The organism is Streptomyces sp. NPDC059852, from assembly GCF_042731455.1.
Lineage (GTDB): Bacteria > Actinomycetota > Actinomycetes > Streptomycetales > Streptomycetaceae > Streptomyces.
This window is the reverse complement of sequence record NZ_JBHWJK010000015.1, coordinates 155,495-180,291: the sequence shown is the minus strand read 5'-3', so window position 1 is coordinate 180,291 and position 24,797 is coordinate 155,495. Positions and strand designations below refer to the sequence as shown.

Here is a 24,797-nt window from a genome sequence, read left to right as displayed (position 1 = left end):
GGCCGAGGAGCTGCTCGCCACCTCGTACTACAAGAACATCCAGTAATTGTTCTTGAAGTAGCGAAGAGGAGAAGGGCGGCGCCCCCGGGCGCCGCCCCTCGCCCGGCACCGAGCCGCAGGACCATCACGGCTTCCCCGTCACATTCGACATTCGAGTTCATTGAGAGGCAGGCATGGCGGACCACGCATTCGCGGACCTGGTGGGAGACGAACAGGTCTTCTTCACCGAGTACTTCAACAAGAAGCCCATGCTGCGGAAGAACGCCGTGCCGGGGGACCCGCGCGACATACTCTCGCTGCGCAAGCTGGACCAGCTGGTGAACCTCGAGGTGATCCGGCCCCCGTACATCAAGGTCAACCTCAAGGGCAACGGCGTGCCCGAGCAGGGCTACAGCCGCAACGTCGTCGTGCAGGGGCAGACCATCACCGACGTGGTGGACCCCGAGAAGATCTACGAGCTCTTCCGGGCCGGCGCGACCGTGACCTGGTGCTCGCTGAACCAGATCGACCCGGGGATGCGGGAGTTCACCCGCCTCATCACCGAGAAGATGGCCGTCCGCACGGACACGGTCGCGTTCCTGACGCCCGCCGGCAAGAAGGGCTACCCGCCGCACCACGACCCGGTCGACCTGTTCATCGTGCAGCTCGAGGGCACCAAGCACTGGAAGCTGTGGAACCCGCCTACCCCGCGCCTGGGCGACAACGCCCAGTACACGCTGGAAGGGCTCGGCGAACCGGAGATCGAGGTCTCGCTCCAGCCCGGCGACGTGCTGTACCTGCCCTACGGGACCCCGCACGCGGCGACCGCCGAGGACAAGGCGTCACTGCACCTGTCCATCATGATGCGACCGCGCATGTGGCGGGACCTGCTGCGCGAGACCTTCGAACAGGTCCTGACGGCCGAGGTGTTCACCGCGTACCCGCACATCGGCGAGTGGCGCGAGGCGGACGCCGAGGCCGTCTTCAAGGACAAGATCCAGGAGCTGGTGGCACGTCTGGAGTCCGTCGACGCGGCGGCCGAGCTCGACCGGCTCGCCGACACCGGCCGGCACCTGGACGGCAGCTCGAAGGGCACGACCTTCCAGAACATCGCCGACACCGACGACATCGGCCCTGACACGCGGTTGCGCCGCGGCGGCGTGGACCTGACGTTCGGTGACGACGAGGGCGGCCGCACCCAGCTGGTCGTCAAGGGGCACAAGATCGCGGTACCCACACCGATCGCCGAAACCCTGGCCGCGCTCGGCCCGGACGCGGAGATCGAGGCGTCCCACGTGTTCCCCGGTGTGGACGCGCTCCGCTCGGCCAAGGCAGCCCAAGGACTCACCCGGCTGGGTGTCTTCGAGCTGTCCCAGGCCGGCTGAGGAGCCGCCGGTACCCCTCGCGAACCGTCGCGGGTCCCGTGTCCAGGGGCCCGCGACGGGATCGCCGGCGCGCCCGGGCACACCGGCGGGAGAGGCGGGCGGACACCGACCCATCAGGAGGAGGCAGGAGAGCGTGGACATCTATTCATTCGAGGACTTCGTCGGCGACAGGGACGTCTTCTTCGCCCAGTACTTCAACCGGAAGCCGCTGTTGCGCAGGGGAGCGCTCGCCGGCCGGCTGGACGGCCTGCCCTCGGTCCGCCACCTCGACGACCTCCTCGCGCTGGAGACGGTCCCGCCGTCCTACCTGCGCGTGACGAAGGGGGGCAAGGGCGTGCCGTCCGGCGCCTACACGCGCACGGTCGCGCGCGGCGCCGCCCTCGCGGAGGCCCTCAACCCGGAGAAGGTGTACGAGCTGTTCCGCTCCGGCGGCACCGTCACCTGGAACTCCCTCAACCACGTCCTGCCGTCGGCCCGCCGGCTGACGGAGCCGTTCACCGACGCCTTCGCGAGCCCGGCCGAGGTCGTCGTCTTCGTCACCCCGGCCCGCACCGACGGCTTCTCCCCGCACCACGACTCGATCGACGTGTTCGTCGTCCAGGTGGACGGCACCAAGACGTGGCGCGTGTGGGACACCCCGGACGAGCGCCGGGGCGACGAGGGCTCCCACACGCCCGAGGAGCTGGGCGAGCCCGTCATCGAGGTGACGCTGGAGCCCGGCGACGTCCTGTACGTCCCGCACGGCACCCCGCACGCGGCGTCCGCCCGCAGCGAGCTGTCCCTCCATCTGTCGGTCGGGGTCGAGCCGCGCCGCTGGCGGCATCTGCTGACCGACACCGTCGCCGCGCTCGTCGAGGGCGACGACTTCCACGCCGTCCCGCACCTGACCGACGGGGGCGGGGCGGCCGTCGCCGCGCTCGCGGGCAGACTGGCCCTGCTGGGCGAGCGGCTCGCGCGCCTCGACGCGGTCACCGAGGCGGCACGGCTGACGGACGTCGGCCGCACCCGCGAGCGAGCGGTCCACGGCCGGGAGTTCGCCCGGCTCGCCGCGGTCGACGCGCTGGGCCCGGACACCCTCGTCCGCCGCACCACCACCGCCGTCGAGATCGGCTCGAGTGCGGACGGCAAGACCGGCCTGCACGTCGCGGGCCACCACCTGAACGTGCCGGACGCCGTCGCGGACGCGCTGCGCGCCCTCGACGGCGAACAGGCCGTCACCGCGGCCACGTTCTTCCCCGGAGTCCCCGAGGCACGGTCCCTCGGCGTCGCCCGCGGGCTCGCCCGGCTGGGCGTCCTCGAACCGGCCGGCGCCGCCCCCGGAGCGTCGCGGTAGCCCGCAGCCGGTGCACCGCCCCGTCCCCCACGTCGAGAGGAAGTGAGCCGTCATGGCCACCGACACCACAGCACCGACCACCGAGACCGGGCCACCGCCGGTCTCCCGCAGCGCATGGCGTGACGTCTACATCCTCGCCGGCATGCGAGGACTGTCCTTCGCGGGCGACATCGCCGCCGAGACGGCCATCGCCCTCCAGCTCCAGGCCCAGGGCGCCGGTTCCTACGCCGTCATGGCCCTCCTGCTGGCCGCGACCGTGCCGCCGGTCCTGCTGTCACCGCTGACCGGCAGGTTCGCCGACCGCTTCGACAGCCGCACGCTCATCGTCGCGGTCGGCGGCATGCAGGCGCTGATCTGCGTGGCGATGACGATCTGGACCTCGCCGGCCGTCCTGATCGCCCTGTCCGCCCTGCTGTCCGCCGGTCTCGCCTTCACGCACCCGGTGTTCGGTTCGCTGCCCAGCGCGATCGTCGGCAAGGAGAACGTCCCGCGGGCCTCCTCCATCTCCCAGACCTGGGCGATGGCCGGCATGGTCGCCGCACCGGGCATCGCCGGCTTCCTGATCGGCCGCTTCGGCGTGACCGTGCCGCTGCTCATCGACGCGCTCAGCTTCGCCGCCGTCGTCGCCGGTGGCCTGCTCATCCGTACCCGGCTGCACAAGGGCCGGGACGCCGCGGCGGCCGGGAAGGACAGCGCGGGGAGCGGCGCCGCCGACGCCCCCTACAAGGTCACCTCCGACCGCTTCCTGACCGCCGTGCTCATCCTGAGCGGCGCGGTCATGGCGGCCGCGAGCATCATCAACGTCCTCATCGTCTTCTACGTCCGTGAGACGTTCGGCGCCTCCGAGGAGACCTTCGGCCTGATCATGTCCGCCTGGATGCTGGGCCTGATCCCCGGCGGCATGCTGGTCCGCCGCGTCAAGCGGTTCAGCCACGAGGCCATCCTGATCGGCACGTTCCTCTGCATCGGCGTCGCCGTCCTCGGCACCGGCCTGGCCCCCGGCGTCTGGTGGATCCTGCCGTTCTACGTCCTCGGCGGCATCGGCAACGGCGCCCAGGCGACGGTCACCCACATCCTGCTCAACGTCCGCGTCCCCGACACCCACCGCGGCCGCGCCTTCGCCGCGCTCGGCGCCGTGTCCAACACCGGACCCGCGCTCGGCTACCTGATCGGCGGCGCGATCCTCAGCTTCACCACGCCGCGCTACGGCTTCCTCGCGTCCGGCCTGTTCGCCCTCGCCGCCCTGGCCGTCTTCGCCAAGGGCGTGCTGCGCAACACCGACGCGAAGACGCCCGCCCCGCAGCTGAGCGAGGCCGCGCGATGACGGTGGCCTCGGACCCGGCATCGACGCCGGCGTATCTGCCCAGCGGCACGGAACCCGACCTCTCCTCGCGGCCGCAGGACGACTTCTACCGCTTCGTCAACGGGCGCTGGACGGACCGCTACGTCCTTCCCGCCCACCGGGCCGAGGCCACCACCCTGACGTTGCTGGCGGACAAGGTGCAGGACAACGTGGAGCGGGTCGTGCACCACGCCGTCGCCCACCCCGGGCGGAGCGGCGCCGACCGCCGTATCGCCGGCCTGCACGCCAGCTTCATGGACGAGGAACGCATCGAGGAACTGGGTGCCGCCGGAGGGTTCGCGGCCGATCTCGCCGCCGTCCGGGACGCCGCCGACCGCGAGGCCCTGGCCGAGGTCATGGGGCGACTCCAGGCCCAGGGGATCGGCGGCGCCTGGGACTTCTCGGTCGGCGTCGACACCGTGCGCGCCGACCAGTACGTCCTCACCCTCTCCCAGGCGGGCCTCGGTCTGCCGTCGGCCGGCCACTACGGACGGGCCGGACTCCTCACGGAGTACACGCGGCACATCGCCGTGATGTTCACCCACGCCGGGCTGCCCGACCCCGCCCGGGCGGCCGGGGACGTCGTGGCACTGGAGAACGGACTGGCCGCCCGGCACACCGTTCCACAGCCCGGGAACCGGACACCGGTACGCCCGTGGACCGGCACGGTCGCCGCGCTCGCCGCCCGGCAGGACGGGTTCCCGTGGGCGGCGTGGCTGCGCGGACTCGGTGACGTACCCGCCGGCGCCACGGTCCGGCTGCGCCACCCGGACTTCGCCGACGGCCTCGGCGCGTGGTGGCGGGACACCGGCCTGGACGAGCTGCGCCTGTGGCTGTCCTGGCGCTATGTGCACGAGATGGTGCCGTTCGGGCCGCGCCAGGTCTTCGCCGACAACTTCGCCTTCTACGGACGTACCCTCAACGGTTTCAGCGAGCCGCGGCCGCGCCGCCTGCGCGTGATCTCCTTCGTCGAGACGTTCCTCGGGGAGTCCGTCGCCGAACGGTATCTCGCCGAGCACCTGGCCCCCGGCACCGTCGACGCCGCCCGCACCCTGGTCGGCGCGCTCGTGGACGCCTACCGCGCCCGGCTGCGGCGGACCCCCTGGATGTCGTCCACGACCCGGGACGCCGCCCTGGGCAAGCTGGCGGACATGGTCTTCGGGATCGGCCGGCCCGAGGGCGCCCGGACCGGCGGCGAGGCCGCCCTCGACGTGGACCCGCGCGACCTCCTGGGCAACGTCAAGCGCGGCCGGTCCCTGCACACCGCCCGTGAACTCGCCCGGCTCGGCTCCCCGGTCGACCGCTCGGAGTGGAAGATCCACCCCCACCAGGTCACCGCGTACTACCGCCACGGCCTCAACCAGGTCGTCGTACCGGCCGCGTTGCTCCAGCCGCCCGTCTTCGACCCCGCGGGCGACCCCGCGCGGAACTTCGCGGTGCTGGGCGCGATCGTCGGCCACGAGATGGCCCACGCCTTCGACAGCCGCGGCTCCCGCTACGACGGCCGGGGCCGGCTGCGGGACTGGTGGGCACCCGAGGACCGGGCCGAGTTCGCCCGGTGCACCCGGCTGCTCGTCGCCCAGTACGACGGCTACGAGCCCGAGGGCCTCGACGGGCTGCGCGTCGACGGGACGCGCACGGTCGGCGAGAACATGGCCGACATCGCTGGCGTGACCGTCGCGCACGCGGCGTTCGTCGCCCACACCGGCACGACCGACCCCGAAGCGTCGCGTCGCTTCTTCGCGCACTGGGCGACCATGTGGCGCGCCCGCACCACCGCGGCCCGCATGGCCGAGCGGATCGCGTCGGACCGGCACCCGCCGGCCGAGTTCCGCTGCAACGGGGTGCTCGGACACGTGGAGGCCTTCTACGACGCCTTCGACGTGCGCCCCGGGGACGGCCTGTTCATCGACCCGGCACAGCGTTTCACCCTTCTGTGAGTCTGTGAGGACCCGACATGCTGCCCACCGACATCGACCTGCTGCCCGTCCTCGGGCGCCCCACGCTCTCACCGGACGGTGTCCACGCCGTCGTGGAGGTCACCCGCGCCGACCTGGCCGGCGACGACTACACCACCGAGCTGCTGATCGTGGACACCACGGGTGCGACCCCGACCCGGCGCATCACCCAGGGCCCCTACGACGGTGCGCCCGTCTTCTCACCGGACGGCCGTCACCTGGCCTTCCTGCGGCCCGGCGCGCACGGCCGCGCGCAGATCCACCTCCTCCCGATGCGGGGCGGCGGCGAGGCCCACCCCGTGACCGACCACCCGATGGGCGCGGGGCAGCCGGTGTGGAGCCCGGACTCGACCCGGATCGCCTACACCAGCCGGGTGCCCGCCCCCGGCCGCTACCAGGGCCCGGCCGAGCAGGAACGGCCCCGCCGCGTCACGACGCTCGTCTACCAGCTCGACGGCTTCGGCTACACCTACGACCGCCCCCGTCAGGTCTTCGTCACCGACCCGTTCGACCTCGAGGCCCCGCCCCTGCAGCTCACCGCCGGCGACTACGACCACGGTGACCTGGCCTGGAGCCCCGACGGCTCGTCGCTGGCCTTCGTGACGGCCCGGCACGACGAGCGGGGCGACGACTCCCGCAACGACGTGTGGGCCGTCGGAGCCGACGGCACCGGGCTGCGGCCGCTGACGCACGGCGGGATGTACCTGTTCACACCGCGCTTCGCCGCGGACGGTGCGTCGGTCGTCTTCTGCGGTGCGGAACTGGACAAGAACAACAACTCGTGCGCGACGGCCAGCTACGGCCTGTGGTCGGTGCCGGTGCGGCCCGCCGACGACGAGCCGGCCCGGCCGGTGGTGCCGCGCCGTCTGACCGGTGACGCCCACCACCTCAGCTTCGCCAGCCAGATGATCCAGCCCGCCGCCGACGGTGTGTACTTCGCCGGCGACCACCGTGGCGAGGTCAACCTGCTCCTGGTGCCCTACGACGGCGGCGAGCCCCGCCCGGTCGTCACCGGCCGGCGGCAGGTGAACGGCTACGCGGTCGCCGAGTCCGACGAGGGGACCACCGTCGTCGCCGTCGTCGCGAGTGCCGGCAGCGCCGGCGACCTGCTGGTGTGGCGGGACGGCACCGAGCACGTGCTGACCCCGTACGGCGCCGAACTCACCGCACGCGGACGCCTTCTGCCGATGGAGGAGTTCACCGCGTACGCCCCCGACGGCTATCCCCTGCACGCCTGGGTGGTACGCCCCGAGGGCCCCGGCCCGCACCCCGTGATCTTCCAGATCAAGGGCGGCCCCTACACACAGTGGGGCTACACCCTCAACGGACCGGCCGCCTTCGACGAGGCGCAGGTGTACGCCAGTGCCGGCTACGCGGTGGTGCTGGGCAACCCGCGCGGCTGCTCCGGCTACGGTCAGGCGCACGGCGCGTACGTCCGCGACGACCTGCCGCGCAGGTCGGCCACCGATCTGCTCGCCATCCTCGACACGGCGCTGGACTCCTCCGACCTGGACGGCGAGCGGGTGGGCGTGATGGGCGGCTCGTTCGGCGGCTACATGGCGGCCTGGCTCAACGCCCACCACGGCGAGCGGTTCCGGGCCATGATCGGCGAACGCGGGCTGTACGCCATCGACAGCTACGCCGCCACCAGCGACGACGGAGCCGACCTCGCGGTCTCGCTGTACGGCGCCGACCGGGCGCGCTGGGCGGAGCAGAGCCCGCTGACGTACGTGGACCGGATGTCCACGCCGATGCTGCTCATCCAGTCCGAGGAGGACCGGCACTGCCCGCCGGAGCAGGCCCAGCGCCTGTTCACGGAGCTGAAGGTGCGGGGCGTCCCCGTGGAGATGCTCCTGTTCCCGGGCGAGGGGCACGACATGTCCCGCACCGGGCTGCCGAGCCATCGGCTGGCGCGCTTCGAGGCCGTCCTGGAGTGGTGGGAGCGGCACCTGTGAGCGGCCTCGCCGACATGGCGGGCCTCGCGGACCTACGACCCGAGCGGGAGGACGTACGGATGGGCGACACCCTGGTACACGGGACGGACCGGCCGCTGTCCCTGGACATCGACGCGGACCGGCTGCTCGGCCGGATCGACGCACTGGGCCGGATCGGTCTGGACGAGCGGACGGGCGGCATCACCCGGGAGGGCTTCGGCGCGGCCGACCGCGAGGCGCGGGGCTTTCTGATGGACGAGGCCCGCGGTGCGGGGCTGGTCCCCGAGGTCGACGCCGCCGGCAACCTCATCGTGCGTTCCCGGCCCCGGCTCGGTGAACACCCGGGCGAGCGCAGGGCCCTGATGATGGGGTCGCACCTGGACACCGTCGTCAACGGCGGACGGCTGGACGGCGCCTACGGGGTGCTGGCCGCCCTGGAGGTGCTGCAGACCCTCACGGACAGCGGTGTCCACCTGCCCTACGAGCCGCTGGCGGTGGCCTTCGCCAACGAGGAGGGGGCGCTGTTCCCCCAGCCGTTCTGGGGCTCGATGGCCATCGCCGGACGACTGGCCGCGCTGCCCCGGGAGCCGCGCGACCACGACGGACGTCCGCTGCGCGAGGCCCTGCGGCTGGCCGGCGGCGACCTGGACGCGCTCGGCAGCGCCGGATGGCCGCACGGCTCGGTGGCCGCCTACCTCGAACTGCACGTGGAGCAGGGGCCCGTGCTGGAGCGCAGCGGCAGCCGGATCGGGGTGGTCGACGCGATCACCGGCCGTGCCGTGCTGACGGTGGAGGTGCGGGGCGCCGCCGGGCATTCGGGCACCAGTCCGATGGACGGGCGCCAGGACGCGCTCGCCGCGGCCGGCCGGGTGGTGCTGGCTGTGGAGCACATCGCCCGGGACCGCGGACTGTGCCGCGTCGGCACGGTGGGACGGCTCGACCTCCACCCCAACACCCCCAACACCATCCCCGGATCCGTTCGGCTGACCGTGGACCTGCGGGACACGGACGTGTGGCGGGTCGCCACGGCCGAGGAGACGCTGCGCCGGACCCTGCGGACGATCGCCGCGGCCACCGGTACCGAGATCGAGGTGGTCGCCGAGACGCGTTCCGACCCGGTGTCCACCGATCCGGTGCTGCGCGCGGCGATCGCGTGCAGCGCGGACGAACTGGGGCTCTCGCACGAGGTCCTGCCCAGCGGTGCCGGACACGACGCGCAGATGGTCGCCGACATCGCCCCGATCGGGATGATCTTCGTGCCCAGCATCGGCGGGATCAGCCACGTCCCCGAGGAGGACACGGCCCCGGCCGACCTGGTCGCCGGCGCACGCGTGCTGCTGCGTACGGCGTTGCGTGTCACCGGTCTCAGCGACCGCCCCGCCCCCGGGTCCGGTCCGCGTCGGGAACAGGCCCGCGGCGCATAACCCCACGGCCGGCTCGCGGGAACAGTCCGAGACGGCCCCACCACAGAGGAGATGCCATGAAACCCAGGCTCAGCAAGTGCGAACGCGTCGCCGTGTTCTGCGGCGCCCGGCCGGGCGTGCAGTCCGCCTACACGGATGTCGCCCGGGAATTCGGTCAGTTGATCGGCCGCCGCGGGCTCGACCTGGTCTACGGCGCCGGAGGTGTCGGCGTCATGGGCGCCGTGGCCGCCGGGGTCCTGGACGGAGGGGGCAGCGTCACCGGGGTGATCCCGCGCAGCCTGCACGAGAGGGAGCGGGCCGACAAGGCGCCCGGGGAGATCTTCGTCGTCCGCTCGATGCACGAGCGCAAGGCCCTGATGTACCGCCTGTCGTCCGCCTTCGCGGTGCTGCCCGGCGGCATCGGCACGCTGGACGAGCTGATGGAGGTGATGACGTGGAATCAGTTGTCGCTGATGGAGAAGCCCATCGTCGTGCTGAATCACCAGGACTTCTTCACCCCGATGCTGGCCATGCTCGACCACCTCGTCGCGGAGGGCTTCCTCGGTGAGCACGAACGGCGTCTGGTCCAGGTCGCCCGGACGCCCGAGGAGGCCCTGCTGCTGTGCGGATTCCCCGAGCCGGCGGCCGCCCTGGTTCCGGCCTGACCTGCCCTCAGGTGCGGGACATACCCGGGAAATCGTTTCTGCTGTGTCAGTCCGGGAGCGCCGGCAGATACCCCTTCTGGACCGCGTAGACGCCCGCCTGGAACCGGCTGCGGGCGTCGAGATGGGTCATGAGCCCATGGGCGATCCGCCGGGCGGTACGGGCGGAGACGCCGAGACGTTTGGCGATCGCCTCGTCCGTGGAACCGGTGGCCAGTAGTCTCAGGGCTTCGTACTGCTGGCGCGTGAGGCCGCCAGGATCTGGTGGTCTCACTGCGTCCAAGGGATCGGCCGACTGCCATACGCTCTCGAACAGGGCGTGCAGCGAGGCGATCATCCCCTGCGACGACACCTGCACCGCCCCGGCCGCGGTGTTGTCGGTGTCGGTGGCGAGAATCGCGGCTTCCCGGTCGTAGATGATCATCCGGTTGGGGAGCGAGGGAACCGTCCGGACCTGGCAGCCCTGCTCCGCGAGCCAGCGGGCGTATTTCATGGTGTCGGGGCAGAAACGAATGGATTCCAGATAGATCGTGCGCATGCGCACGCCACGGTCCAGCAACTGCTGATTGAGAGGGCGGGACGCCTGCATGTTCGCTGACGTCTGGGGGCCGCCGGGCGCGAAGGTCAGGAGTTCGTCGGTGACCTTGTCGTGCAGGGTCGCGAGATGGTCGCGAATGGCGTCGAGGCCTTCGAGATGCTCGATACCCGCGGACGAGGAGCCGGTGTGACGCTGACCGTCGCATTCGAGGATGAGTCTCGCCGCGGCCGCCCGGCTGGCCTCCAGCCGCTCCTGCTGGGCGGCGAGCTGGGCCTGTTGCTGGGCCAGCAGAAGCTCCATGCCGACGTGCGGGCTGACCGCGTACAGCTGGCTCGGATCCTCGGTCGAGGCACGGACCAGGGCCAGCCCACTGAGCTTGTCGAGCGCCTCCCGCAGCTCGCGCTCGGGAAGCCCGAGAAGCGAACAGAGGCCGGCGACACCACTGCGAGGATGCGCGAGCATCGCTTTGTAGACGGACTCCGTCACGGCGTCAAGACCCAGAACGTGAAGCATCTAATTCGGCAGCCCCAAGTCGATGGTCCGGAATTGAGTACCGGTCGCGCTCGGCAGTCAAAGGATCAGGCGACAATACGTGACCGCTCCATCACGGGCAAGCGGGTGTCCTTGATCGGGTGTTTTGCGTCCAGAAAATCGATCGGTAAGGCGCATTCCCTGAGGGTGTTCCTGACCTGCCTGAGGTAACCCATGTATCTCGTCCATGTTCATCTGCGAGCACACCCCCGCGGTCACGCCCTGCCCGAATGGACCGCCGCCGCCGTCGCCGGCCGCGGCGCGGAAGTCACCGGATTCGAGCACGTCAGCGTGCATCGCACCCCGGCGTCGGACCCCACGGTCGGAATCTTTCTGCGCGCCCCGTCCCTGGCGGAGGCGGAGGCCGCGGCCGAGCATCTCTGGCGGCGTTCCTGTGCCGTCCATCCCTCTTTGCACGACTGGGAGTTCCGGCGCGCCGAAGTGCCGCTAATTACGCTCGAATACCATCCGTGGCTCGCGGAATGAATTACTCCGCCCCACCTTTTACGGCTTCTTGACCGAATTCGGAGATCGAGACGGGCGCCTCGCCCCGCCTCGGCGGCGGGGGTGGACACAGTAGGCCAGGGACGGTTTGCCCCACGCGGGGACTCTGTCCCCGGCGCCGGAGCTGCGACAAGACTTCTTCCTGCCAGCACAAAGCCAACAGAAAGGCAGAAGCCATGTCGCACAAGAACTCCTCCGCAGTGTCCCGTCGGCTCGTGCGCGGTGTGATGGTGGCCGGCGCGGTCTTCATGGCCGCGGGCGCCGGCGCGGTCACCGCGGAGGCGCAGACGTCCGCCGACGGTACGGCGGTCCACACCTCGGTCACCGCCACCGCCCCCCTCGCCGGAGAGGACGACCTCGGCTGGCAGTGACCCGCTCCCGTTCGGCAGTACCTGGTGGGCACGTGGGACGTATTCCAAGGGGGACGGCTGTGGAGCAGGACACCCGCGAGCACGGACGCGACCGGAGCACACACGAACTTCCCGGCGTCGGAACGACACCGGACGACGGCGCCGACCATCTGATCAGGCTCCGGGACCGAGGATTCCTCGACCAGCCCGTCGAGCGCGTACCGATCGCACGACTCGTCGTCGACTTCGAGAACTTCTCGCCCCGCAGTGAGGGCGAGGACGCCGACTACGTACGGATGCTCGCCGAGACGGAGGCGGACTTCCCGCCCATTCTCGTGCACCGCTCCACGATGACCGTGGTCGACGGCGCGCACCGGCTGCGGGCCGCGGGTCTGCGCGGGGCCGAGCACATCGCCGCCCGCTTCTTCGACGGGGACCTCGCCTCGGCCCGGTTGCTCGCCGTGGCCACCAACGTCACCCACGGCAGGCCGCTGACGACGGACGACCGCGTCGCCGCCGCCCGGCGCGTCCTCGCCGTCCACCCGTGCTGGGCGGACCGGGCCGTGGCGTCGCTCACCGGTCTGTCCGCCAAGAAGGTGGCGCAGCTGCGCACTGCCGCCGACACGCAGGCCGGAACGTCCAGGATCGGCCGCGACGGGCGTTGGCGCCCGGTCGACCCGGCACGCCGCCGTGAACTGGCCGGTGAGCTGATCAGAAACAATCCGGACGCCTCCCTGCGGCAGATCGCCGCGTCCGCCGGCCTGGCACCGGCCACCGTCGCCGACGTCCGCGCCCGGATCCGGCGCGGCGAGAGCCCGGTCCCCGGGCGGGCCGGCGACGACCGGGCGGCGCCGCCGCCGCGCGCGGCCGTGGCCCCCGGGCAGCGCCGGGTACCGCCGGCGAGCACGGGCCGGCCCCTCGCGGACAACGACGTGCTGCGTCTCTTCGACGCGCTGCGGCGTGACCCGTCCCTGCGGTTCAGCGACACCGGGCGCAGCGTCCTGCGGATCCTGGACGCCAGCGCCCTGATCGCCCGTGAACGCGACCGCATCGCCGCGACGGTACCGCCCCACTGCCGCGAATCGCTCGCCCAACTCGCCCATGGATACGCCGGGTTGTGGAACGCGCTCGCCGACGATCTGACCGGCGGAGGGAGCGGACGCACCGCGTCACTGGGAGCATGACCCGGCGCGCGGCGCAACGGGTGGACGGGCACGACGACGTGGTCAGGAGGGGGACCGGCGTGGACAGGACGCGGCAGACCGCCGTACCCGGGCTGGCGTCACTGCTCGGCGAATGGCGCGACGGCGACGGCGACGGCAGCGTGTACCGGCAACTCGCGGGAACCCTGCTCGGGCTGATCCGCGACGGCCGCGTCCCGCCCGGCACGCGGCTGCCAGCCGAACGCCGGCTGGCCGCCGACCTGACCGTCAGCCGCACCACGGTCACCGCCGCCTACCGGCTCCTGTGCTCCACCGGTCACGCGGAGAGCCGCCACGGCTCGGGCACGTACACGATCCCGTCGTCGGCCGCACCGCCGCCGCACCACGGCACGGCGGCCCCGTGTCCACCGCCCGGCCGGCGCCGGGCGCGGCCGGGCACCGAGGGACCGGACGACGGCGGTGTCATCGACCTGGTGACCGCCACGCCGCCCGCGCCCGAGCCGTGGCTGTCGGCCGCGGTGGACGCGGCGGCGCGAGAACTCGGACGGCACGCACACGGACACGGCTGTTTTCCGGCGGGGCTGGCCGAGTTGAGGGAAGCCGTCGCCGCCCGGTACACGCGACGGGGTCTGCCCACGGACCCCGGGCAGATACTCGTCACGAGCGGGGCCGCGGACGCCCTCGCACTGGTGCTGCGGGAGCTGGCGGACCCCACCGACCGGGTGGTCGTCGAATCGCCCGCGGACCCCCACCTGGTACGGGCCGTGGAGGCGGCCGGCGCTCACCCCCGCCCCGCCCCGCTGGGCGACGACGGATGGGACATGCCCGCGTGGAACAGCGCGCTGCGCGCCGCCACCCCTCGACTGGCCTGCCTCACCCCCGACTTCCAGCGACCGACCGGCCTGCTGATGCCCGAGGAGCAGCGCCGCGCCCTCGTCGACCTGGCCGCGTCCAGCGGTGTGACCCTGCTGGTGGACGAGACCCTGGCGGACACGTCTCTCGAGCCGTCGGCCCCGGCACCGCCGCGGCTGGCCGCGCTCGACGCGGGCTCGACCGTGATCACCGTGGACTCCGCGACCACCCTGTGGTCAGGACTGCGCGTCGGCTGGCTCCGCGCCACGCCCGAACTCGTCCGCACCCTGGCCGCCCGACGCGCGGGCATCGGCCTCACACCCCCTGTCCTGGAGCAGCTGGTCGTCCGCCGGCTCCTCGACGAGTGTGTGTACGCGGAGATCGTCGCGGCCCGGCGCACCCGCGCCCGTGCCTCGCGGGACGCCCTGGTGACGGCCCTGCGCACCGACCTGCCCGACTGGACCTTCCGCGTCCCGGACGGCGGACTCAGTCTCTGGGTTCGCACCGGAGGCAGAGCGGTACCCGAGGTCGTCGCCGGCGCGGAACGCGACGGCGTGCGCCTGGCGGCGGGCCCCGGCTCGGGCACCGACCGCTTTCTCCGCCTTCCCTTCGTCCTGCCCCCCGAGGCCCTCGCGGAAGCAGTACGCCGTATCGCCGAGCACACGCCCCGCACGAACCCGACCACACCAGGAACATCAGGAGGACCGTCATGAAACCGCAGTCCCGGACCACCACCCGGCACGAGATCTCCGGTGTCGTCGACGCCCTGGTCACCGCCAACCAGGACGCCGAGGGCGGTGTGGCGTTCCACCTGGTGGTCGGTCCCACCGACCGCCCCTCGGAGTGCGACCGCATCGAGTTCGCGCTCGACGCCGAACACGCCGCCGCCCTCTTCGGCACGTCCGCCGCCCGCCCCGCACCGTTCTCCGGCGCGCTGCCGCCCGTACCGTGCCGAGTCGGCGTCGAACTGCACTCCGGATCCCCCGGGCGCCGCTGACGGCGGCCGTGCGCCCTCGCCCATCCGCACTGTCCGACCCACCTGCCATGATCGCCCCATGCCGCTGAAACCGGTGATACCGGGATACGAGGACGGCCCCCTGGTCGAGGGGGACGGCCACCTGGACGATCCCCTCTTCTGGCCGGTGCACCTCGGGAGCTGCCTGCGGGACGAGGCCGCCGAGGAGGCCGCGTTCGGTGCCGACTGGGACGCGGCCATGGAGCTGTACCGCACCCTGTCCGCGGAGCACGCGTGGCCCGTGTTCGACGTGCCGCTGCGCTCGGGCCACACCGTCCACGTCGTCTACCGCAACCTCGACGGGGAGCGGGGCGTGGACTACCTGATCCATCACCCGTCCTGGCCGGCGGCCGAGACGCTCGCCGTGGACGACGGCCACTTCATGGGGCCGGGGACGGCCTGGCACGAACTGGCGGCGGTCGCCGGCCAGTCGACGGCGACGGGCGTCACCGACGCCGACGCCCGTCTGCTGCTGCTCTTCCCCACCCTGGGCGACACGAGCCTCCCCGGCGACGCGGCCCCCCGACTCACGGCCGCGCTCGACGCCCTCACCGCGATCGAGGAGCCCGCCGACGTGGCGGCCATGCTGCTGGAGCACCAGGGGCAGTGGGAACCCGCCCACTGGAGGCGCAGGGACGGCGTCTGGATCAACGACGGCGGCCACTCCTACCGCAACCCGGGCAACCCCTTCGCGCTGCCGGGCGGACGGCTGCGGGAGATCAGTGCCGCGCTGAACGGGGAGGACCGCTCGCGGCGGAGGAGCGGGAGGGTGCCCGCGTGAACGCGGAGGGGGCGGGCCGGTCACCGGCTCGCCCCCGTAGCTGTCGCGGTTCGGTTCAGCTGAACGGAACCGCGTCCTTCGGCGCCGTGTGCCAGTTGGTGACGATCGCCTTGTCGACGGTGATGGTGCCGACCTTCAGGGAGACGGGGTTCGCGTCGGAGTCGTCGACGGCGACGATGATGGAGTCCAGTTCCTTGCCGTCGTTCGTGTTGGTGGTCTTCGGGTTCACCCCGGCGTAGGCGGTCGTGCCCCCGGACAGCTTGATCGGCTCGCCGACGGCCTGCTCCGCGGGGCCCGCCTCGGTGCCGTCGGACCCGAAGGCCACGACCGGGTGGGTGCCGGGCAGGTAGCAGGTGATCCCCGGCTTGGCCTTGGCCATGACCAGGATGTAGCCGCCCGCCTGGCTCTCGGACCGGGTGCTCCATGTGATGTCGTTGGCGCCGCATCCCTGCTCGACCGGCACCCGCGTGCCGTCCCCGGCGTCCACTCCGGACCCGGCACCGGCCGGGTCTCCGTTCCCCTTGCCCTCGCCGTCGCCCTTCGCACCGGAGTCCTTGCCACTGCCCGCTCCCGCCGAACCGGACGGAGCGGCGGACGCACCGGCGCTCGACGCGGGCGCGGAACTCCGCGCGGCACCGGTGTCCTTGGCGGCGTCCCCGTCCTCGCAGGCGGTCATCAGCAGGGTCCCGCCGACGAGGGCGGCGGAGACGAGAAGGGCCTTGCGGTGGTGGGTGCGGAACATCGGATCCCCCTATATGAACAGTGGTCGGTGCGAGTCAGGAAGCCGCTTCCGGCGGCTGCGTGGTCACTCGATCACTATGAGGGCCCCCGGAGCCGGAAGGCTCCGCTCGCGGTCGTTCCAGGACACCGTTGTCACAGACTGCGGACATCGTGAAGGCGAGGTGCGGGAACGTGCCCACCGCGCTGGGGAAGCTGCCGGTGGCCGTTGTGTGTCGCCGCCGTCCGTGCCGTTGATGTCAGGCGTGGATGTCAGCGGAACAGTTCCGGCACCGGGCAGGCCTCGAAAGGCTCGTCCGGCCGGTCGGCCCACTTCCACCAGACGTGCCCACCAGCGCACCTCCACAGCGACCGGCACGCCCGCCGGCCGTCGTCCTCCCGCCGTGAGAGCACAAGGCCATCAGACTTCATGGACTGGCCGCACCCGGGACAGGCCTCGGCACGGCTGATCATGCGGCACCCATGAGATCCATCGCGCCCAGCACGAGACACACCGTGCCGAAGAGAAAGAAGCAGCCCACGACCATCATGACGGCCCCGAGCCTGACGACGCCGACACTCTTGTGCTCTGGCGCCGACAGTGAGCCTGAGATCTTCTGCCCGAGATCCAACATCCCTGGGAGCCGCCCGTTCCGTCGAAGCATCAGTCCGACGCTGATGAGCGCCACGCCGAAGATCAGGGTGAGCGCGCTCGTCCGAAGCTGGTAGACCGGGTCGTAGGCCTGCGAAACCGCGATGATCAATGAAACCCCCCAGATGCCGGGCAGAGTGATGCCCGAGGCAAAAAGCACCCCATCTTGCCGCACCGCCACCCGCGTGCGGAAACGCGTGAGGTCAGGACGCTCTGACTTGGGGTTTCGTGGATGGCGACTCCAACTCGACTGTCACTGTCGGTCGTCCTTGGGCGGCCGCGGGCGCCCTCGCACGGCCCGGAGACGGCGACCCGGAGACGGCCCAGCCGGGCAGGCGAAATGGGTCACCTCCGTTGTCAGAGCGTGTCGCTATGGTGCGTCCGCCATCAAGGGCAACGCTTCGGGGAGGGGCTTTGGGAGCCAAGACGGGACTGCTGGTGTACGCCGACAGCGACGTGCCGGGGTTGCTGCGACGCGTGGGGGCGGCGGACCCTGATCGGACGGTCACGATGATGCGGCGGCTCTACCCGGGCTGGGAGATCGAGGAGTGCGAGGGCTCGACCCTCTGGGATGGCGTGTACCCCCCGAAGGGGACGGCGTACGCGGCCAGCTGGCCCGGCGTGGACGTCGTCGGTGATCAGAGGGTGATGATCGACGCCCCCTCCCAACTCCCCGAGCACCTCGTGGCGGCAAGCGCCGGCCGACGGCTCGTCCTGCACGCCATGCACAGCGTCGTCGACTGGCTGGCATTCGCCGTGTGGGAAGACGGGCGTCTCGTCCGTTCCCTGAGCCTGTCTCCGGACAGCGGCATCATCGAGAACATCGGCGAACCGCTCCCCTTCGAGCTGCCCTACTGGGCCGGAGACCGCCCAGCCGACGTCATCCCCTGGCCGGACGAGGACGAAGAGCCGTACCCGTTGCCGTTCCACCCCTTGGAACTGGGCGAAGACGCACTGCGGGCGCTCTGCGGCTTCATCCAGGAGGGCCACCCCGAGCCGGACGACGTCGACGCAGAGAACATCCGACTGCACGGCTTCCAGGTGCGGGACCCGCACCGCCCTGATCCCGCAGAGCAGGAAGCGCAACTGCGAAGGGCCATGGAAGCCATGGGACCACCACGCGTGTACACGTTCGGCCCCGACGGCTCGCTGATCGAGCAGGACGGCCTTTAGCCCACGACCTCTTGGTCCGGTAGCAAGACGGACACCACGGCCGCTGAGGTCTTCTCGGCCGGTCGGTCGGCCGCTGGGAGCCGCTGACGGTCGGCCCATCACCCTGCCGCGTTCCGGGGGCCTCTCATGGGACGGAGAGGGCGTGACCTCCGAGCACCAGGGCGACGATCAGGCAGACGAAGGTGACGCCGGCGGCCGTGCGCCGCCCCGGAAGAAACCTGCGGGGCAGGCAAAGAACCAGCACCGCACCGGCCCATGCGACGGACACCAGTCGGGGGAGCCATGCCTTGGCCCGGTCGTTGACCAGGTAGCAGTGCTCAGCCTGCGGTCCCTCAACGCCCAAGTAGAAGAGACAGACGTGCCCGAAGTTCTCGGTGAACAGGGCCGTAATTCCCCACCACACGGTGGTGAGGACGGCCGCGGCCAGGGCGACAGCGAGGAACGAGCAGCCGCCAGGGCCACGCGGCGGGAGTGTGTCCATACTCTGTTTTCTCCAGCGAGGCACGGCTCTGAACTGCTCAGATGCGGTGGGCTTCTGTCGTTGTCAGTCGGCGTCAGGTGACTTCGGACGGCCCGGAGGCGGCCCGGGCCCACGTGGTCGTGCAGGAAACCACAGTGCGGCAGCACAAAGCCCTGATCTACGATCACCCTGCCTGCGCCGGCCGGCAGCTGTAGACCCGCAGCACCGGCCCGTTGTGGAGGGGGCCGGCCCGTTCGAGTCGGGCCAGGCGGGCTGACATCCGCTCTGCGTGGCCAAGTGGCAGGGAGCCAACCTGGTGTGGGACGGCGCGTTCTACCGCGTTCGACGTGACGGCTACTAGATCTGCTTCGTGCCCGATGATGGGGTACCACTCGACGACATCGACGACGTCGACATGTGGGTCATCTTCGACAGCGGGGATCGCTGGTCGGGGACGATCTACACCTTGGACAACGTCCGCCGCACGATGGACCGTTGGCAGCGGAGCGGTGAATGCCTTGGCGGCAGCTACTTCCACGTCTGGGACGGGCTGATCGTCCGCGACCGAGGCATTCCCGGGATGGTGGACGTTGTCGACGACCTCGTTCGGAGCGGTGACTACAGAAGAGTCTTCCGCGACGTTGGTCCGGAAGACACGGATGACTGACGCCTTCGTCCCGAAGCGCCTTCGAAGGCGATGCTCACGCTGCCGCCCCCTACAGGAACCACATAGGAGTGCGCTGTGGAGCGTCGACATCTTCTGGCTGTGCCGGCCGCCCTGACCGCTTTGGCCTTCGCAGCCGGCGGACAGCCTGCCGTTCGTCGGGGAGAAGGGTGCACCGTTCCGGAGGAGCACCTTCGGGCGGAAGTGGCGTAAGGAGCGTGAGATCGTCGGAAGGACACGATGGTCCGTGCCGGGCAGTCCTCCGAGGAGGCCGCGCTGATCTATCAGCACTCCGACGACGATCGACAGCAGGAAGTTGCCGACGGACTCGACGCGACCGTACGCAAGGCACGCCAGGAAGCTGCGGCCGGGCCAGAACGACACACCGCTGACCCTGGCGATCAGCGCTCTGGCACGCATCCGGCACGCGGCGAGTGATCACCGCGGACAGCAGAAAGGCCCGGGTCGATGACTTGGGCCTTCTTCATGGAGCGGGTGACGAGAATCGAACTCGCGCTCCTCAGCTTGGGAAGCTTGGGTTCTTGGCGGTGGTTGCTGCGCTGACCTGCGACGAAGTGGCGAGGGGACCTGCCTGACTCTCGACCTGGTCCCCGCCATTCCCCGTGGTTCCCCGCACGATCTGGCACGCACCTGGCACATGGGCCTCGGCCGGTTGCCGCCTCGCGGTCGTTGACCCAAGTGCTTAGAGGACGCGGGCACCGCCCTGTAATGCCTTCTGCTCGGTTGGCGCCACTGCCGTAACCGACTGCTGAGGGCTACCGTTTCCTGCCGCCGTTGCCGTCAGCGCTGCCGTCACTGCATGGGGCTCCGGACAGCTTCCGGCGCGGCCCGCTTGAGCCTCAGCCGACAGCACTCAGTTACGACGGAGGGTGCGCCGACCGATGTTAAGGGCTACTTAACATGCCGATGCTTAGCCAGAATTTCAGCCTGAAGGCAGCGGAACTCCTGTACGAAGCCCGCCGTTCGCCTTGCCCACTCTTTGGCTTCAATGACCTCACTGGCATCCGTCTCCTTCACATACCGCAAGAAATCCTCAATCGCATAGAGGATGTTCATCCAGTCGCTATAGATAGGAGTGATGTCATCCGAGATCGACAGTTTCTCGTTCCAAATCTCGGTGATCCGACTTGCGGGAATCGGAGGTCGTGTGAATGCGGTGAGGATGTGCGGAGACTCCGACCCCATTTCGGCGACTAGGATGTTCAAGGTGCGCATCAGCTCCTTGTGGCCCGACCGCGCCAGCTTGCTCAGAATCTGAAACCTCGTGACCTCCTCCCTTACATGGTTGAGTTGAGGCGGGACATGGAGATTGCGAGTCTCTCCGGGACCGAGCGCTGGAGCAGTTCCATGTTCGACGCCGGGGTTGTCCGAAGGCTTCCGGCGGCTCTCGTGACGGGCGTGATCCAGTCGCCGCAGCCACGTCCCAGGGTTGCCACCCCACTGCACGGCGATCAGCCTCATGGTCTCCTGGCTGGGTAGCCGAGGGCGTGTGGGTGAGACCATGGCCTTGATGGTCGACTCCCCGACCCCGGTGGCCTTGGCCGTCACCCTGTACTGTCCCCTAGCGCCGGCTCCGCGACGGAAGTCCCGCACGGCCGCAGCGAACGCGCGCACCGCGGGCTGAACATCCTCATCTACCAACTGTGCCCCCCCCTCATGAAACGGGTCTCGTCTCGTCTCGCGCCCGTCTCGGTCCGTCTCAGGCCCCAACTATGCCTTTTCCAGTGCTGGATCGTGATCGGCGGAAGTCGACATGACCTAGGAGGAAGACCTGGAGATGAGCAAGATCAATATGCTCATGCTGCTCACCCTGGTAGAGGCGGCTCTGATCGTCGGGCTGGTGAGGATGATCATCGATCTACTCGACGAAGGCGCATCGGGCATGCTCGCGTCACTCAAAGGTGGTAGCGCTGCGGCGTTCTTCGGAACGTTGACGCTGCTGATCACGTTGTTGCTCGCGTTCAAGATGATCAAGTAGCAATTCCTTGAGCCGAAAGCCCCCTCGGCCTATGGCGGAGGGGGTCTCGTGATGTTTTGTACAGGTCAGCAACTTGCGATTCCGACAATGCTCATCACAAACGCAATCGCGGCCAGCACCTCCCGGTCGCCATGCCGACTCCGTCCGCCACCCTGGGGCCACTTAGGCGCCTCGGGCGCCACTCGCTGTAATAACTCCCACAACTCGTCCGGCCCCAGCCGCTCAATGATTCTCACCACGGCCCACGGCCTACCGAGCCAATTTGAAATGACTGGTCAAAGGTCCTGCACGCAGCAGATGGGCTTGGATACGACCGCAAATAGGCCACAATCAGCTGAGCATGGCTGGGGAGTTTCGAGCGGCGACCCTTCCTAGAGGTGGGGCCAGTTATTCCACGTGAGGACGCCATCCCTGCTCGCAGTCTTCCACATGCTTTTGAAGAGCCGCATCGACTTCCAGCTCTCGTGGCAGTCTAGTGCTGCGAGTGATTACGGTGTTCAACAGTTGCTCTTTGGTCAACCCAACGGTGTCACTTAGGTCAGCTCCATCTAAATCAGAGCTGTGCAGTATGGCGTCGGTGAGGTCCGTAGGGTTGGTTAGTTTCCATTTTTTTGCGCTCAACGTTCGAGTGTTGGGTGTCAAGTCTGCATTTGCCAGACATGCCCCCGACAAATCGGCTCCACGGAGTCGAGCTCCATTTAGATGGGCGTTGGTGAGATCAGCATTGCGCAGCATGGCCTCATTCAGCTCAGGGCAAGACCATCTGACGCTGCGCAGTTGGGCTGTGCTGAGGTCGGCGCGGTCCAGCTTTAGATCCTCACCATCCGTGTTGTTTAGTGGGGCACCTCGCAATCGCAGAATCAGACTACGAGGATCGTGGCTGAGATCTCTACGCCCCAGGACTCGCAGTGCGGCATTCACGTCATCTCTTCCGGCTGCCTCTTTGGGTGCGGGAGGATTTCGAATATAAGCAGCTAGGACTTCTGTGACAGTTGGATGATCCCTTGAACTATCACGCGCGATCCTTTCCAGGCTGTAGATCCCTCCAAGACGCTCATGCAACCGGTCAGACGCAAGGAGTTTGATGGCTGCAACATAGCGGTCAGTAACTTGACCTTCCCGCGTAAGTGCAGCCTGCTCGACATCCTTGTCTCGAGTGTGCTTGAACAACCTTTCAGTGTGTCGATGATTTTGATGGCTATAGTAGAGGCCCATTGCTGCGACAGCGCCGGCCCCGAGGGCAACGAGAGCAGTTCGTACGCCAGTGATTACTACTCCGTCGGCGGGTTCGAGGTTTTTACTCCTCAGGTGATCGCCGTCAAGCCACCATGGTCCCTTCCATATGAGCAGGCCGAAACCGACAATTACAGCGACCAGCATGATGGTGTAACCGAGGGCTTTCAGTGCACGCTTCATGGCTAACACCTTGTCCGGAAGAGGAAGGAAACGGAGCACTTTATCTCTGCTTGGACACCGCAACTCGGCTGAGTCCAGGAGTCCGCCAGCCTCCTCTGCCTGCCACGGTGACTACTTCACCCCGAAGCAACTTGGAGGAGGGCTGTGCATTGGGGGGCGTCGGCGGTGTCACGCAGTTAGACACTCACCGTGGGCGCGACTTTGGCTGCGGCGTGGCTACAGTCGTCAGTTCTGCAAGTGATTGGCCCACTCAGCTTTGATCTGCTCGCCCTGCTCAGCAGTGATGACGCCAGCTTCCATCGCCACGGCCACGAGATCGGTGCCGGCCGCAAGCTTGAGGGTCGTGAACGCGTCGTTCATGCGGTCGGAGTTTCGGGGTGTTCCGACGTGCCCCGGCTCCAAGTCACCGGGGAGGAAGTTCGCTACCTCTCCGTCCTGGCCCTCAAACGCGGCTTTGTCCATCCTTACGTGGACCCGTTTGGTGCCTATGGTGACGACGGTCCCGTGTGACCCATGGTGGTACAAGGGCCTGTCACTCGGCACTTTGACCGTGACCTTGTCACCGACCTTGAAGCTGCTCAGGCTTCTCCCGCTGTCGAGCATGCGTGTCCCCCCTCTAGGACATGTGGATCAAGAGGCACTTCATACCGCCCCTCTGCCCTACTTGTACACCTCGTTCTGACACTGCGTGGACAAGATGGCGCGGTTGCAGTGTTAGTGGATCTGCCCCGACTGTGGAACGCTGCCTCATCAGCGTCAGGGGTAGCGGACCTACATACGATGGCAGCGGTCACCTACTTCCCCGATACGCGCCCGCCTCGCGCACGGTAGTGGAATGCTGCGGCCATGCAGAAGGTGACTGAAGCGCTCGTAGGCTGGGTACCGCCAGCCCGGCTCACGTACGACCAGAACTTGTATCCACACCGGTACGCAATCGACTTCCTCATTGGGCCCGGTCGCTCGGTCGTGCCTAAGGAGATTCGCCATCGGATCGATCGGGAGGTCATGGCTAAGCCCAACGCTAAGGGAGAGCAGCGGAAGAAGAGGCATCCTGCGGACTCCATGGCACGGCTGATGTTGAACGCGTGGCTGAAAGAGACCGGTGAGGACGAGGACGCTGCGTACCGGGCGCTGGCGGACAAGTACCTGGACGCCCACGGCATTGTCCGACCCTAGGCGCACGCGCCGTCCCCATCAGCGTCCACAACGTCGGCCGCTACGCCTTGGTCGTCATCACTCGGCCCCGTGGTCATGGGGCCGAGACGATCAAAACAGGTCATTCCCGTTGCGTTGATGCGGTCCCCACGCCCTCAGCTTGGGGGGAGTTGGCCGGCTCAGCGGGCGCACTGCTTCCCCGTGATACCCCGCTGCTTCCCGCCCGATCCGGTGCGTTTGTGGTGCGCCGGGCGGCTCCGTGTGCCAGCTCAACTCTCGGTGGCTCACGCTCGAGGTGGACACGTACCAGCCCTCTGGCGTTGCTCAGTGTGATCGCGTAGCTTCACACAGCAGGTCGATGAGGGGGGCACGGGAAGTCGTCGGTATGCCCGAGGGCTTCCGGTTCTACGACCTCCGGCACACCGGGCACACGCTCTCCACCCGGTCCGGGGCCACCCTCAAGGACACGATGGTCCGCGCCGGGCAGTCGTCCGAAAAGGCGGCGCTGATCTATCAGCACTCCGACGAGAAGCGTCAGGAAGAGGTTGCCGCCGGCCTCGACGCGACCGTCCGGAAGGCTCGGGCCGCCGCCTTCCGAGAGGCCGACGAGAAGCGCTCTGGCACGAATCCGGCACGCGGCGAGTGATCACCGCGGACAGCAGAAAGGCCCGGGTCGATGACCTGGGCCTTCTTCATGGAGCGGGTGACGAGAATCGAACTCGCGCTCTCAGCTTGGGAAGCTGATGTTCTACCATTAAACTACACCCGCGTAAGACGCCCTGTCCGGGGTAACCGGAGGGGGTGTCCGATCGCCTCGTCACTGTACCTCAT

General features: G+C 69.3%; 24 protein-coding genes, 1 tRNA gene and 3 pseudogenes. 19 read left to right on the top strand and 9 right to left on the bottom strand.

Annotated elements, in window-relative coordinates:
* The first annotated feature begins 173 nt into the window (after positions 1-173).
* The 7 genes from ACFV46_RS20845 to ACFV46_RS20815 all read left to right on the top strand — a co-directional run bounded on the left by ACFV46_RS20845 (position 174) and on the right by ACFV46_RS20815 (position 9,999).
* A complete protein-coding gene (locus ACFV46_RS20845) occupies positions 174-1,364 on the top strand; it encodes a cupin domain-containing protein (protein ID WP_376727643.1) in 1,191 nt (396 codons plus the stop codon).
* A gap of 133 nt (positions 1,365-1,497) precedes the next feature.
* Entirely contained in the window at positions 1,498-2,697 is a 1,200-nt protein-coding gene (locus ACFV46_RS20840) for a cupin domain-containing protein (protein WP_385499135.1), read from the top strand.
* A gap of 52 nt (positions 2,698-2,749) precedes the next feature.
* Positions 2,750-4,021 (top strand): MFS transporter, encoded by a 1,272-nt coding sequence (locus tag ACFV46_RS20835; RefSeq protein WP_385499133.1) that lies wholly within the window; start codon positions 2,750-2,752, stop codon positions 4,019-4,021.
* A complete protein-coding gene (locus ACFV46_RS20830) occupies positions 4,018-5,979 on the top strand; it encodes a M13-type metalloendopeptidase (protein WP_385499130.1) in 1,962 nt (653 codons plus the stop codon). The genes ACFV46_RS20835 and ACFV46_RS20830 overlap by 4 nt, the downstream gene beginning before the upstream one ends.
* A 17-nt stretch (positions 5,980-5,996) precedes the next feature.
* Positions 5,997-7,952, top strand: a complete 1,956-nt coding sequence (locus ACFV46_RS20825; protein ID WP_385499129.1) for a S9 family peptidase — start codon at positions 5,997-5,999, stop codon at positions 7,950-7,952.
* Positions 7,949-9,355, top strand: a complete 1,407-nt coding sequence (locus ACFV46_RS20820) for a Zn-dependent hydrolase (RefSeq protein ID WP_361929185.1) — start codon at positions 7,949-7,951, stop codon at positions 9,353-9,355. The genes ACFV46_RS20825 and ACFV46_RS20820 overlap by 4 nt, the downstream gene beginning before the upstream one ends.
* A 56-nt stretch (positions 9,356-9,411) precedes the next feature.
* A complete protein-coding gene (locus ACFV46_RS20815) occupies positions 9,412-9,999 on the top strand; it encodes a TIGR00730 family Rossman fold protein (protein ID WP_376727639.1) in 588 nt (195 codons plus the stop codon).
* Between the two features lie 46 nt (positions 10,000-10,045).
* On the opposite strand, the gene ACFV46_RS20810 is transcribed toward ACFV46_RS20815, so the two are convergent.
* Positions 10,046-11,020, bottom strand: a complete 975-nt coding sequence (locus ACFV46_RS20810) for a LuxR C-terminal-related transcriptional regulator (RefSeq protein ID WP_385499126.1) — start codon at positions 11,018-11,020, stop codon at positions 10,046-10,048.
* 219 nt (positions 11,021-11,239) lie between these two features.
* Here ACFV46_RS20810 and ACFV46_RS20805 point away from each other — a divergent pair, with 219 nt between their 5' ends.
* The 6 genes from ACFV46_RS20805 (at position 11,240) to ACFV46_RS20780 (ending at position 15,730) form a co-directional block, all read left to right on the top strand.
* Entirely contained in the window at positions 11,240-11,551 is a 312-nt protein-coding gene (locus tag ACFV46_RS20805) for a hypothetical protein (RefSeq protein ID WP_361929195.1), read from the top strand.
* Positions 11,552-11,745: 194 nt separating this feature from the next.
* A complete protein-coding gene (locus ACFV46_RS20800; protein WP_361929198.1) occupies positions 11,746-11,940 on the top strand; it encodes a hypothetical protein in 195 nt (64 codons plus the stop codon).
* A 59-nt stretch (positions 11,941-11,999) separates the two neighbouring features.
* Entirely contained in the window at positions 12,000-13,103 is a 1,104-nt protein-coding gene (locus ACFV46_RS20795; RefSeq protein WP_385499124.1) for a transcriptional regulator, read from the top strand.
* A 59-nt stretch (positions 13,104-13,162) separates the two neighbouring features.
* Positions 13,163-14,647: a PLP-dependent aminotransferase family protein gene (locus ACFV46_RS20790; protein ID WP_385499122.1), complete on the top strand. Its 1,485-nt coding sequence runs from the start codon at positions 13,163-13,165 to the stop codon at positions 14,645-14,647.
* Positions 14,644-14,931: a hypothetical protein gene (locus tag ACFV46_RS20785; protein WP_376727635.1), complete on the top strand. Its 288-nt coding sequence runs from the start codon at positions 14,644-14,646 to the stop codon at positions 14,929-14,931. Before ACFV46_RS20790 ends, ACFV46_RS20785 begins: the two co-directional genes overlap by 4 nt.
* 58 nt (positions 14,932-14,989) lie before the next feature.
* A complete protein-coding gene (locus ACFV46_RS20780; RefSeq protein ID WP_385499121.1) occupies positions 14,990-15,730 on the top strand; it encodes a hypothetical protein in 741 nt (246 codons plus the stop codon).
* Between the two features lie 55 nt (positions 15,731-15,785).
* Here ACFV46_RS20780 and ACFV46_RS20775 read toward each other — a convergent pair whose 3' ends face one another.
* Both ACFV46_RS20775 and ACFV46_RS20770 read right to left on the bottom strand, forming a co-directional pair.
* A complete protein-coding gene (locus tag ACFV46_RS20775; RefSeq protein WP_385499119.1) occupies positions 15,786-16,472 on the bottom strand; it encodes a DUF4232 domain-containing protein in 687 nt (228 codons plus the stop codon).
* Positions 16,473-16,917: 445 nt separating this feature from the next.
* Positions 16,918-17,280 (bottom strand): hypothetical protein, encoded by a 363-nt coding sequence (locus ACFV46_RS20770; protein ID WP_385499118.1) that lies wholly within the window; start codon positions 17,278-17,280, stop codon positions 16,918-16,920.
* Between the two features lie 233 nt (positions 17,281-17,513).
* On the opposite strand from ACFV46_RS20770, the gene ACFV46_RS20765 reads away from it, so the two are divergent.
* Positions 17,514-18,272: a DUF6928 family protein gene (locus ACFV46_RS20765; protein WP_385499117.1), complete on the top strand. Its 759-nt coding sequence runs from the start codon at positions 17,514-17,516 to the stop codon at positions 18,270-18,272.
* A 124-nt stretch (positions 18,273-18,396) separates the two neighbouring features.
* Here the strand turns inward: ACFV46_RS20765 and ACFV46_RS20760 are convergent, their stop codons facing one another.
* The gene (locus ACFV46_RS20760) at positions 18,397-18,753 is read right to left on the bottom strand and encodes a hypothetical protein (protein WP_385499116.1); all 357 of its coding nucleotides are present in this window, start codon (positions 18,751-18,753) and stop codon (positions 18,397-18,399) included.
* 349 nt (positions 18,754-19,102) lie between these two features.
* Between ACFV46_RS20760 and ACFV46_RS20755 the strand changes: the two genes are divergently transcribed.
* A complete protein-coding gene (locus ACFV46_RS20755) occupies positions 19,103-19,399 on the top strand; it encodes a hypothetical protein (protein WP_385499115.1) in 297 nt (98 codons plus the stop codon).
* 139 nt (positions 19,400-19,538) lie between these two features.
* A pseudogene (locus tag ACFV46_RS20750) lies at positions 19,539-19,834 on the top strand (site-specific integrase); the annotation flags it as partial.
* A gap of 474 nt (positions 19,835-20,308) precedes the next feature.
* Here ACFV46_RS20750 and ACFV46_RS20745 read toward each other — a convergent pair.
* On the bottom strand, positions 20,309-20,878 hold the full coding sequence (locus ACFV46_RS20745; protein ID WP_385499113.1) for a hypothetical protein: 570 nt from the start codon (positions 20,876-20,878) through the stop codon (positions 20,309-20,311).
* A gap of 316 nt (positions 20,879-21,194) precedes the next feature.
* Here ACFV46_RS20745 and ACFV46_RS20740 point away from each other — a divergent pair, with 316 nt between their 5' ends.
* The gene (locus tag ACFV46_RS20740) at positions 21,195-21,395 is read left to right on the top strand and encodes a hypothetical protein (RefSeq protein ID WP_385499111.1); all 201 of its coding nucleotides are present in this window, start codon (positions 21,195-21,197) and stop codon (positions 21,393-21,395) included.
* 95 nt (positions 21,396-21,490) lie between these two features.
* Here ACFV46_RS20740 and ACFV46_RS20735 read toward each other — a convergent pair.
* The 3 genes and pseudogenes from ACFV46_RS20735 to ACFV46_RS20725 all read right to left on the bottom strand — a co-directional run.
* Positions 21,491-21,634 (bottom strand): annotated as a pseudogene (locus ACFV46_RS20735) (IS5/IS1182 family transposase); the annotation flags it as partial.
* A 148-nt stretch (positions 21,635-21,782) separates the two neighbouring features.
* A complete protein-coding gene (locus ACFV46_RS20730) occupies positions 21,783-22,811 on the bottom strand; it encodes a pentapeptide repeat-containing protein (RefSeq protein WP_385499110.1) in 1,029 nt (342 codons plus the stop codon).
* Positions 22,812-23,036: 225 nt separating this feature from the next.
* Complete coding sequence (locus ACFV46_RS20725; RefSeq protein WP_385499108.1) at positions 23,037-23,414, bottom strand: hypothetical protein; 378 nt, start codon at positions 23,412-23,414, stop codon at positions 23,037-23,039.
* 243 nt (positions 23,415-23,657) lie between these two features.
* On the opposite strand from ACFV46_RS20725, the gene ACFV46_RS20720 reads away from it, so the two are divergent.
* Together ACFV46_RS20720 and ACFV46_RS20715 are read left to right on the top strand one after the other, a co-directional pair.
* On the top strand, positions 23,658-23,987 hold the full coding sequence (locus tag ACFV46_RS20720; RefSeq protein ID WP_385499107.1) for a hypothetical protein: 330 nt from the start codon (positions 23,658-23,660) through the stop codon (positions 23,985-23,987).
* Between the two features lie 337 nt (positions 23,988-24,324).
* A pseudogene (locus tag ACFV46_RS20715) lies at positions 24,325-24,612 on the top strand (site-specific integrase); the annotation flags it as partial.
* A 49-nt stretch (positions 24,613-24,661) separates the two neighbouring features.
* Here ACFV46_RS20715 and ACFV46_RS20710 read toward each other — a convergent pair.
* Positions 24,662-24,735 (bottom strand) — tRNA-Gly (locus ACFV46_RS20710).
* Positions 24,736-24,797: the final 62 nt, after the last annotated feature.

What these genes read in the sequence shown, in the direction of transcription:
- ACFV46_RS20725 (WP_385499108.1), bottom strand. Translation starts at nt 23,414, where the DNA reads ATGCTCGACAGCGGGAGAAGCCTGAGCAGCTTCAAGGTCGGTGACAAG.
- ACFV46_RS20830 (WP_385499130.1), top strand. Translation starts at nt 4,018, where the DNA reads ATGACGGTGGCCTCGGACCCGGCATCGACGCCGGCGTATCTGCCCAGC.
- ACFV46_RS20805 (WP_361929195.1), top strand. Translation starts at nt 11,240, where the DNA reads ATGTATCTCGTCCATGTTCATCTGCGAGCACACCCCCGCGGTCACGCC.
- ACFV46_RS20815 (WP_376727639.1), top strand. Translation starts at nt 9,412, where the DNA reads ATGAAACCCAGGCTCAGCAAGTGCGAACGCGTCGCCGTGTTCTGCGGC.
- ACFV46_RS20730 (WP_385499110.1), bottom strand. Translation starts at nt 22,811, where the DNA reads ATGAAGCGTGCACTGAAAGCCCTCGGTTACACCATCATGCTGGTCGCT.
- ACFV46_RS20775 (WP_385499119.1), bottom strand. Translation starts at nt 16,472, where the DNA reads ATGTTCCGCACCCACCACCGCAAGGCCCTTCTCGTCTCCGCCGCCCTC.
- ACFV46_RS20745 (WP_385499113.1), bottom strand. Translation starts at nt 20,878, where the DNA reads ATGAGGCTGATCGCCGTGCAGTGGGGTGGCAACCCTGGGACGTGGCTG.
- ACFV46_RS20760 (WP_385499116.1), bottom strand. Translation starts at nt 18,753, where the DNA reads ATGGACACACTCCCGCCGCGTGGCCCTGGCGGCTGCTCGTTCCTCGCT.
- ACFV46_RS20740 (WP_385499111.1), top strand. Translation starts at nt 21,195, where the DNA reads ATGAGCAAGATCAATATGCTCATGCTGCTCACCCTGGTAGAGGCGGCT.
- ACFV46_RS20825 (WP_385499129.1), top strand. Translation starts at nt 5,997, where the DNA reads ATGCTGCCCACCGACATCGACCTGCTGCCCGTCCTCGGGCGCCCCACG.
- ACFV46_RS20800 (WP_361929198.1), top strand. Translation starts at nt 11,746, where the DNA reads ATGTCGCACAAGAACTCCTCCGCAGTGTCCCGTCGGCTCGTGCGCGGT.
- ACFV46_RS20780 (WP_385499121.1), top strand. Translation starts at nt 14,990, where the DNA reads ATGCCGCTGAAACCGGTGATACCGGGATACGAGGACGGCCCCCTGGTC.
- ACFV46_RS20785 (WP_376727635.1), top strand. Translation starts at nt 14,644, where the DNA reads ATGAAACCGCAGTCCCGGACCACCACCCGGCACGAGATCTCCGGTGTC.
- ACFV46_RS20835 (WP_385499133.1), top strand. Translation starts at nt 2,750, where the DNA reads ATGGCCACCGACACCACAGCACCGACCACCGAGACCGGGCCACCGCCG.
- ACFV46_RS20720 (WP_385499107.1), top strand. Translation starts at nt 23,658, where the DNA reads ATGCAGAAGGTGACTGAAGCGCTCGTAGGCTGGGTACCGCCAGCCCGG.
- ACFV46_RS20845 (WP_376727643.1), top strand. Translation starts at nt 174, where the DNA reads ATGGCGGACCACGCATTCGCGGACCTGGTGGGAGACGAACAGGTCTTC.